The following is a 9100-nucleotide window of genomic DNA, read 5'->3' on the forward strand; positions in this document are numbered from 1 at the left end:
GAGCGGCAGTAATCCGCCAAACAACATAGTGTATAATGCAATTATCAAATAAAATCTGCAACGATCTATAAAATACTTTCCAAATAAGAGAGTTCGATATGTGATGATAGAAGCCTATTCGGCTAATCATCAATGATCGTAGCTGGCCTTCAACCCTGATAATATTCTATGTCGCAGAAATCCTGACTTTCGCAGCAGATGGCGTTAACTGCTCCAAGAAGACTTGTTGACGGGCGGCTCTTGCGTTTCCATCTTTGAGTCAACGAAAGAGAAGGCCGCGAGGATGAAGGTGGTTATCGCATCTATCGATTTCATCATCGATATGATTTCGACCGTGACCGGACAGCGACCAAAGCCCGGTTTTTGGACGGCCGCCGAGCGCTTTGTGATCGCCATCATAGGAATTGGTGTGCTCGCTCTTCTGGCAATCACATTGTTTCGGTGATGGCCTCGATCTGACTGTACGTCTGTCGCAAATATCAGTCGCGAAACGTTGACTTTTGCGAGTGACTTTTGCGACAGAAATTCTGCTGCAATTTCATTACCGACGATTTTGTCGCGAAACTTAGGCAGACCGTCCAAGAACTCTACGGTGTAAGGCTGTAGAGATCGGTTGGCGCGCCATGAAGCATGACCTCCCTTTCGAAGCTGAAGCCGGATTTTTGCAGAACTTTCTGAGATGCTGGATTTGCTGATCGCACAAGCCCAATAATTCGACGGGCTCCAAGATCTTTGAAAGCGAAGGATACGCTCTCTCGTACCAGTTCTGTTGCATAACCGTTCCCCCAACTTTGCGGGTCGAGATGGTAGGACAGATTGAGGCCATCAAACTCCTTCGACACGGTAACCCCGCCAAACCCAATCAGCTTTCCATTGGCTATAACTGCCCATCGCCCAAAGCCGTGGTCCTTCCAATGCGCCCTGTCCCTCGCCAACCTCGCAGCACATTCTTCTGGGCTGTCCGGCCGGGGAACAGGGCGGTGAGCAACCAGTTCGGGTTTTGCGAACAGCTCTGTCAAAAAGGGAAGGTCATCCGCCTTTGGGAGACGCAGCAATAGGCGGTCGGTGCGTCGGGTTTCTGCGACTGGTACCTGGTGGTGATCGATCATCTTGTTCAAACTGCATTGGTAAAGCGAAGACCTGGGATTCCAGAAAATGGCGTTCTCCCCTACAATGCATCATGGCACATCTTTCAGGAACAGATCGCGCGCAATTGCTGCTTCTGCCGGAAGCGGTGGACGATTACGTCGGCCCGGATAATCCGGTCCGCTTCATCGAGGCCTTCGTCGACGGCCTCGATCTTGCTGCCGCAGGCTTCGTGCGGGTGGCTGCGAAGGAGACGGGTCGTCCGGGTTATGATCCGGCCGACCTTTTGAAGCTCTATGTGTACGGCTACATCAATCGGGTGCGATCCAGCCGGCGGCTGGAGGCCGAGGCCCATCGCAACATCGAGGTCATCTGGCAGCTGCGGCACCTGAAGCCGGACTTTCGCACCATCGCCGATTTCCGCCGCGTGAACCGGTCGGCCTTCAGGCAGGTGTTCCGGGAATTTGTCATCCTGTGCCGACAGCTCGATCTGTTCGGGCGAGAACTGCTGGCGGTCGATGGCACGCGCATCAAGGCGGTGAACAACAAGGATCGCAACTTCACGCGGCGCGCTTTGACGAAGTTCATCCACGAAGCCGACGAGAAACTGGCCGATTATATGAAGCGGCTCGATGAGGGCGATGCGCAAGAGGAGAAAGCCAGCAACAATAGCGGTTCAGGCCGCGGCGATGACAAACTCGCGGAAAAGATCGCAGCGATCAAAGGCAAGCGGGATCGTCATAAGGCGCTGCTGGATGAACTGGATAAAACCGGCGAGGACCAAATCTCGCTAACCGATCCGGATTCCCGTGCCATGGCACGCATGACCAAGGTCGGCGTCGGTTACAACATCCAGCTTGCGGTTGATGTGAAGCACAAGCTGATCGCCGAGCAGGAGGTCTGCAATCAGGTGTTGGACATGGGGCTTCTGGCCCCAACGGTTGAGGCGGCGATGGACACGCTCGGCGTCGACAGAATAGAGGCGGTGGCTGACCGCGGCTACTTCAAGATCGAGGACATCGAAGCTTGCGAGAAGGCCGGTATCACCGCCTATGTTCCCAAGCCGATCCGCGGTCCGGCCGTGGCCGAGGGTTTCTTCTCCAAAGAGGAATTCCGCTACGATCCGGACAAGGACATTTACCTTTGCCCCGCAGACCAGGTGCTCTCACCCCGTCACTTTGGCAAGTCGCGCGACAATGTGAAGATCGACTATGTCAACCGCGACGCCTGCAAGGCATGCCATCTGCGCGAGCGCTGCACCAAAAGCTTCCGCCGCGTGTCGCGCCTTGAGAACGAGGCGGTGCTCGACCGCATGGGGGAGCGTCTTGCCGCCCGGCCCGACGTTCTGGACCAAAGGCGCGAAAGCGTCGAGCACCCGTTCGGGACGATAAAACAGTGGATGTATCAGGGCGCATTCCTGATGCGGCGGCTGGAAAACGTGAGAGGGGAGTTCAGCCTGACGGCGCTCGCCTACAACATCAAAAGAGCCATCACCCTTGTCGGCGTTTCGGGCCTGATTGCCGCCGTTAGGGCATGATAGCGCCACCGCGCGCACTTCCTAAGCCAAATACTGGTGCCAAACCGCTCAACAGTGCTTTATCAGGCTCTTTGGACATCGAAATCCGACAAACCTCGTCACTTGCAGAGTTCCGGCATGGAACAGCGCATCGCATCAATCAGCCTAAGAGTTCTTGGACGGTCTGTAGGACTTAAGTTAGCTACTCATCCTCTGGGATAAAGCCACCCGTCTGACGTTTCCAAAGGCGGGCAAACAAGCCGCCCCGCTTTATCAACTCCTCAGGCCTGCCCTCTTCCACGATATGGCCACGGTCGAGCACGACTATCCGATCCATCATGGTAATAGTCGAAAGGCGATGTGCGATGGCAATTACCGTCTTTCCTGCCATGACCAACCCAAGCTTTTCCTGGATAGCAGCCTCTGATTCACTGTCGAGGGCGGAGGTCGCCTCATCGAGCACCAGGATCGGCGCGTCCTTCAGCAACACCCGCGCGATCGCCACACGTTGCCGTTGACCACCGGAGAGCTTGATACCACGGTCGCCGACGAAGGCCTCATAGCCGGTACGGCCTTCACCGTCCGACAGGTTGCTGATGAATAGATCAGCCCGCGCTGTCTTTGCCGCGTCTTCGATCTCTTGTTGGGTCGCGTCTGGTCGACCATAGCGGATATTATCGCCGACCGAGCGGTGCAGCAGTGCGACATCCTGCGCGATCACGCCGATGTTGCGGCGAAGGCTCCCCTGAGTGACCTCGCAGATGTCCTGCCCGTCGATCAGGATTGCTCCGTCTTGAATGTCGTAAAAGCGCAGCAGAAGGCTCACAAGCGTTGTCTTGCCAGCCCCAGACAGTCCAACCAGGCCGACCTTTTCGCCGGGCCGGACGGTGAGCGAAAGATTATTGATCACCGGCTTGCCAGACTTATAGGCGAAACCGACATCTTGGAACCGAATTTCGCCACGGTTGACTACAAGATCGGCCGCGCTCTGCCGATCAATAATGGTGGGCGGCGTGGTCATAACCGGCATCGCGTCCTTGATTGTCCCTATTGCCTGAAAGATCTGCTGGCCCATTTGCAGGAAAACAAAGATCTGGGTGGAGAGACGCTGCAGGATGTAGACTGCACCGACGAACTGACCGACGGAGAGGAACCCCTTGACCAGGCCGGAAAATCCGATCGATAGCATGCTCAGCCACAGGATCGTGTTGAGGATAACCACAGCGAGTTCGGACGTACGGTAGATGCGTTGTTCGCTCTGCTGCGTCTGTACGGACTTTTGGATGGTACGGCGGATCGCGCCTGCTTCGCTGTCTTCGGCGGCAAATTGCTTGATCATCTGCATGTTGGTGTAGAGATCGGTAATGGCACCGGCAACCAGGCTACGCTGCTTGGCGGTGCGACGGGAGCGCTCGGCAAAGGTGGGAACTGTTCTGACGGTATATGCGACGTTGAGCGCGATCCATATGACAACAGGCAGGGCAAGCTGCCAGGACAGAGCGCTAAGCAGGATGACGGAACCAACCATCTGCAACAAAAAGCGCGGGACGGTCTGGAAGGCGGCAATGATCTGCTGCTGTACGGCGGATGATACCTGCTGTAGCCGCGAGGCGACCTGCCCAGCAAATAGCTCATGGAAGAAAGCAAGATCCTGCCGCTCGACCGCTTTGTGGCCCTGCCACTGGATTGCCGCCGGCATGCCGATGCCAAGCGTATGTGACTGGAGCGTGTTGAGTAGGAACGAAGCGATTGGCATCGCCGGGAAGATCAAGAGCCCGAGAAAGGTCAGCAGTGGCCATTCATTCTCCAGGAATGCGGCCGCGCCCTGTTGCGTGACGCCATCCACGACAACCGACAGCCCCCAGACGATCGACAAATTGATCGCTTCCATCGCCATCGCGGAAAGTGCGAGTAGGATCAGGACACCGCGGAACATCGATATGAAATGTAGGAGAACCGCAACAGGCCCCGAAGAGGGAAGGGGCCGGTAGGGAATATCCAATGGACGGATCAAATTTTCAAACGGACGGTAGATCGTGTCTGAAATCGACATGGCTCGCTCCGGTTCTTTTGGATGGTACGGGCTCAGCTTCCCGGCATATGTCTACCTTCAAATGCGATCGAACTCGAACATGAGTAAAATTAGGATTTCTGCTGCAAAACGGATAGCTAGATCTCTTTGTGCAACTGCACACTTCTAAAATTGCCGTCTTCGAATTCAAAAGCTACGAAGCCGAGTTTCTGATAGAAGCCGGCAGCATCTGGAGCCGAGTGCACGAGAAGCTCGTTGACGCCGAGGGAAAGTGCCAGGCGTCCAAGAAGCGTCATAAGGGCTCTCCCGTGACCCCGATTTTGGAATTCAGGCGCTATCGCCACAAGACGCACAATTGCCCTTCCATCCGATTTCTGGTCGAGACGAACGGTGCCTATTGCCTGTCCATCAAGCTTGAAAATCAGAGACAGATTTTGCTCTTTGATCTCCTCCGCCTCATCAGGAATATAGTCGAAACGCCCCCTGGCCTCGAACAACACCGTCCGCCGTATCCTGTGATAGGCGGACTGGTCGGCAGCGCTTTCGACCAGAACCAGATCGTAGCTCCCCATGGGGGGCAATCGATCGAGCATTTCTCCCGAGCGAAGGTCAAGGCGCGCCCGCGCGAGCGCGATGTCGATCCAGAAAAACCGAAATAGAATGGGCGCGCCACCACCCGACGGCGTAGTCTCAAAATGGTGCCAGCGATCCGGGAGATCTTCTTCAAGCGGCAAATGAAAGTAGGTGCGGTGGAGATCGTGATGCACCCCGTCTCGCTCGAAGGGCCGATGGCTGTCTCCCAGCAGCCGAAACCCCGTTCGGCCCAACAGCCCGGTTTCTTCAGCGAATTCACGACGGGCGGCATCAATCACCTGCTCCCCGGCTTCGACTGTGCCCCCGGGCACTTGGATAGGAACTTCGGGAAAATCGGGTTCAGCGAACACCAAGAGACCGCGGGACGTGGTGCCGTAGACCAGGGCTTTCTCAATCAAAACGTTCCCTCCATGCAGCATCAGATTTAATCGTCTGAAAAGTCAGAAATTTGACGCCATCTGTAACAGCTTGTCTACGAACAATCTCCAGGGCGATTGGGCGGGCAGCATCAGCAAGGAAAAGCTGCCGCGAGGATAAAGTGGTCGCTGGGTATCGATCAAGCGTGGATTTGATTGGTCTTGCCCAACATCACACTCCACCAAAATGTCAAGATTTAACGAAACGTGAATCAGCCTGGACTAAGCAAGAAATTGAACCGATCTTGAAAGGACAATTGATGAGCAGACACGATTTTGATCCGGCTACTTCTATTCCTGATGGTAGGCAGGCTGCGAGAGAACGGCTTTTCGAACCGCTGGGATCTGGCCCATGGCGCGGCCATGTTGAGGGGGAAAAGCTGGGGACATCAGGTACCATCCTGACTTACGGCAATGACCGAATAGGTGAGGGGCCTCAACTCCACGTGCATCCGTACGATGAGATTTTCGTTGTATTAGAAGGCCGTGCTCGGTTTTTCGTGGGCGACACCGTGATCGATGCCGAAGCGGGCGACGTCGTCCTTGGGCCAAAGGGTGTGCCGCATCGATTTGAGAATCTTGGCCCTGGAAGGTTGCAGACGATCGATGTCCATTTGGCCCCTCGGTGGGTTCAGGCCGATGTTTGACGGCCACGCGACGGGGAGAGATACGCCTTTCGTAAAAGTCCAGAAGCACTCGTAAGACTTCATTTACCACGTTGACGCGCTCCCTAGAACTTTAGGGGTTTCCGTTCGTTTAGGCGGCTCGTAGTTTTGGGTGCGACATGCGGATACGCAGAGTTGAATGGCTAATGGCAGCCACAGAGGCCAGTAGCTGCCGACGGATGTTTGGCTTTGTCGTGATTGTCATGGCCAGTCCCAATTTCAACGCAAATGAGCGCAGAATGGCTGCTGCGCTCAAGTGTCGGCTCGACGAAGTTATTGAGTTACCGATCGCTCCGGCTTCTGAATTGAGCGAACTGCGCCAGGAATTTAGCGGACTTGTTGAGGCTGTCGCACAGACGATGGCGCGCGAACGAACGCGACAGTCAGCCGCGCGACGCCGGCGTCAAATAAGGCTTGCCGTGTTTTTCTCCGCGCGAAGCAGGTTTTTCCAGCAGGCAAGGCGGACGGTAATCCGCACCAGCAAGCGACCTTGCTCCCGGTAAGCGGGTTGCGATCAATGCGGGCAGATATAGAGATCGACGCTGATGGGCTTCGTCTAGATGGTATGATTCTAAACAGCACCGTCCTTCCAGTAACTTTAGACGCGGGTCGGCAAAGGAAATGCCCGTTCTGGCGGTGGCGTAAAGAGTTCCATATATAGGCGTTATGCAGCAACAGCTTGATTTTCAACAACTTGCGAACGCGATCGGCGGGATCGATAGTTTGTATCTGCTAAGGCGAAGACGCGGCAAGGCATTTTTACCCGAATTCATGCCGCCCACTTGCAGCGATAGCATTGCGCCTCAGGGCGGCCGTTCTGACATCTGCTGCATCTGCGAAAAGCAGTCCGAACGCGGTTCGTGGCCACACCGGCCGCATCGTCGTCTTGGTTACTGGCTGCTCAACATCATCTTTGATGTTTCGGGCGCACTGGCGTTCAGAATGGCAACGAAGTCCCTGAGCATCTGAACCCGGCGCGGACGGAAACTCTCCTCCGACATCTGGATGTCGGCGATGCGGAACTTGCGGAAATCCTCGCGCAGGCAACACCAGGCAAGCAACACCAGCGTCCTCTCCAGATAGACGATCGCCAGCGGCAGCACTTGCCGGTCGGTCCGTTGCTGCTCCGCGTCCACATAGCCTATCACCACGGCGCGTTCTTGCCAGCAAGCCTCGCGCAGAAGGCCGACATCGACGACCGGTGGATCGCGGCGCTCGAAGCGATAGACCTGGGAGGCGGCATGCAGTGCCTGGCGTTGTAGTCGGTCGGGCAGTGTTGCTGTAACTTTTGAAAGCACGGCACCTGCGGCCGCCGCGAGAGCAGTTTCACCCATATGCCGCACCTCGGCAAGGCCGAGCACCAGGGCTTCGATTTCAAGCCGTGTGAACGTCTGCGGCGGCAAGGCGATGTCTTCCGTCAGCCTGTAGCCGAAGCCGCGCTCGCCATCGATGACGGCACCCGCGGCGCGTAGGCTCTCGATGTCCCGATAGAGCGAACGCAATGATACGCCGGTCTCCTCGGCAAGGCGCGCGGCCGTCACCGGGGAGGGGAGAGTGCGAAGCGCCTGGAGCAGGCGGAACAGACGTTCACTACGAGCCATGACTTTGGAGGATAGATGAAGCCTACTGACGGAAACTGGCAGTTGGCGGACTGTACAAGATCCGCATTGCCAAACGCAACCAAGGATCCAGGCTATGCTGACGCTTTTTCACGCCCCCCGCTCACGCTCGACGCGTATCGTCACCCTGCTTCGCGAACTAGACGCCATCGATAAGGTCGCGATCGAGATCGTCGACATCACCCGCGGCGATGGCAGCGGTCGCAAAGATTCGAAGAACCCGCATCCGGAAGGCAAGGTGCCGCTGCTCGAGCATGACGGCGTCGTCATCTGGGAGAGCATCGCGATCATTCAGTACCTGACGGATCTCTTCCCGGAAAAGAAGATGGCGCCTGTTGCCGGCGATTCGCAGCGCGGTCGGTATCTCAGCTGGCTCGCCTGGTATGCCGGCGTGGTCGAACCTGTGCTGATCATGCAGGCAGCCGGGATCTCCCATCCTTTTGTGGACTTTACCTTCCGCAGCCCGGCGGAACTTGCGGCACGCCTCGAAACCGCGCTCAAGGATAGTCCCTATCTTATGGGAGAGCGATACACAGCTGTCGATCTGCTGCTGCATTCGCCCTTTGCTTGGTACCCTGCAGCAACGCCGGACAGCGACGTGGTCAAGGCCTGGATTGAGCGTTGCGGCGAGCGGCCATCGCTGCAATGGACCGCCGACTATGACGCCCGCACTGTGGTTGCGGCTTGATCGCTGGCACTGGCCGCTCCGACTGGGCGGCCACTTTCGCGTGAGATTGATCGCGCTAGTCACCCCCTTATGGCAAGTGGCCACGGGAGCATCGTGATTCTGGCCGAGATCTCAAGCGCCTAGCCAATCCGGACAAGGTGTCGTCGGTTCAGCTCCTTTCAAGGCGAAGGTACTCGAGCGACCCGTACTAGGTCCTGTTGACAAAGTGGATTCCCAAATTATCTGAAGTATGATTCAAGACTGCCTTTTAGGAGGCAGTTTTGGCTCGCGGCGACCTGACGGATATGGAATGGCGGATCATCGAGGGGCTGTTGCCCACCGAGCGTGGGAGGAAGTCTCGGCCTTCTCACGATAATCGACGATATCTGAACGGCATGCTGCATGTTCTTCGGGTAGGTTGCCCCTGGCGCGACATGCATGAGCGCTACGGAAAGTGGAATTCGGTGTATGTGCGTTTCCGCCGTTGGGCCGAACAAGGCGTTTG

General features: G+C 56.5%; 9 protein-coding genes. 4 read left to right on the forward strand and 5 right to left on the reverse strand.

Translation table 11 applies throughout. From position 1 onward, the window contains the following. Window positions 1–204: 204 nt before the first annotated feature. Together DSM25558_RS28695 and DSM25558_RS27085 are read right to left on the reverse strand one after the other, a co-directional pair. Complete coding sequence (locus DSM25558_RS28695; RefSeq protein WP_143240270.1) at window positions 205–582, reverse strand: hypothetical protein; 378 nt, start codon at window positions 580–582, stop codon at window positions 205–207. Window positions 583–587: 5 nt separating this feature from the next. Then, window positions 588–1109, reverse strand: coding sequence for a GNAT family N-acetyltransferase (locus DSM25558_RS27085; RefSeq protein ID WP_077107721.1), 522 nt, complete (start codon window positions 1107–1109; stop codon window positions 588–590). A gap of 71 nt (window positions 1110–1180) precedes the next feature. Here DSM25558_RS27085 and DSM25558_RS27090 point away from each other — a divergent pair, with 71 nt between their 5' ends. Further along, on the forward strand, window positions 1181–2623 hold the full coding sequence (locus DSM25558_RS27090; protein WP_077107722.1) for an IS1182 family transposase: 1443 nt from the start codon (window positions 1181–1183) through the stop codon (window positions 2621–2623). A 181-nt stretch (window positions 2624–2804) separates the two neighbouring features. Here DSM25558_RS27090 and DSM25558_RS27095 read toward each other — a convergent pair whose 3' ends face one another. Next, complete coding sequence (locus tag DSM25558_RS27095; RefSeq protein ID WP_077107723.1) at window positions 2805–4655, reverse strand: ABC transporter ATP-binding protein; 1851 nt, start codon at window positions 4653–4655, stop codon at window positions 2805–2807. 116 nt (window positions 4656–4771) lie between these two features. Next, window positions 4772–5626 carry a bifunctional NUDIX hydrolase family protein/GNAT family N-acetyltransferase gene (locus tag DSM25558_RS29560; RefSeq protein ID WP_077107724.1) on the reverse strand — a complete coding sequence of 285 codons (855 nt, stop codon included), beginning with the start codon at window positions 5624–5626 and terminating at the stop codon, window positions 4772–4774. Window positions 5627–5790: 164 nt separating this feature from the next. Here DSM25558_RS29560 and DSM25558_RS27105 point away from each other — a divergent pair, with 164 nt between their 5' ends. Next, entirely contained in the window at window positions 5791–6291 is a 501-nt protein-coding gene (locus DSM25558_RS27105) for a cupin domain-containing protein (protein WP_244554333.1), read from the forward strand. A 908-nt stretch (window positions 6292–7199) separates the two neighbouring features. Here the strand turns inward: DSM25558_RS27105 and DSM25558_RS27115 are convergent. After that, window positions 7200–7910: a helix-turn-helix transcriptional regulator gene (locus tag DSM25558_RS27115; protein ID WP_077107727.1), complete on the reverse strand. Its 711-nt coding sequence runs from the start codon at window positions 7908–7910 to the stop codon at window positions 7200–7202. 94 nt (window positions 7911–8004) lie between these two features. On the opposite strand from DSM25558_RS27115, the gene DSM25558_RS27120 reads away from it, so the two are divergent. Together DSM25558_RS27120 and DSM25558_RS27125 are read left to right on the forward strand one after the other, a co-directional pair. Further along, the gene (locus DSM25558_RS27120) at window positions 8005–8616 is read left to right on the forward strand and encodes a glutathione S-transferase family protein (protein ID WP_077107728.1); all 612 of its coding nucleotides are present in this window, start codon (window positions 8005–8007) and stop codon (window positions 8614–8616) included. Window positions 8617–8876: 260 nt separating this feature from the next. Next, on the forward strand, window positions 8877–9100 hold a 224-nt coding region (locus DSM25558_RS27125; RefSeq protein ID WP_143240262.1), incomplete at its 3' end, for a transposase.

Origin of the sequence: Agrobacterium sp. DSM 25558 (assembly GCF_900100825.1) — a bacterium.
Taxonomy (GTDB): domain Bacteria; phylum Pseudomonadota; class Alphaproteobacteria; order Rhizobiales; family Rhizobiaceae; genus Agrobacterium.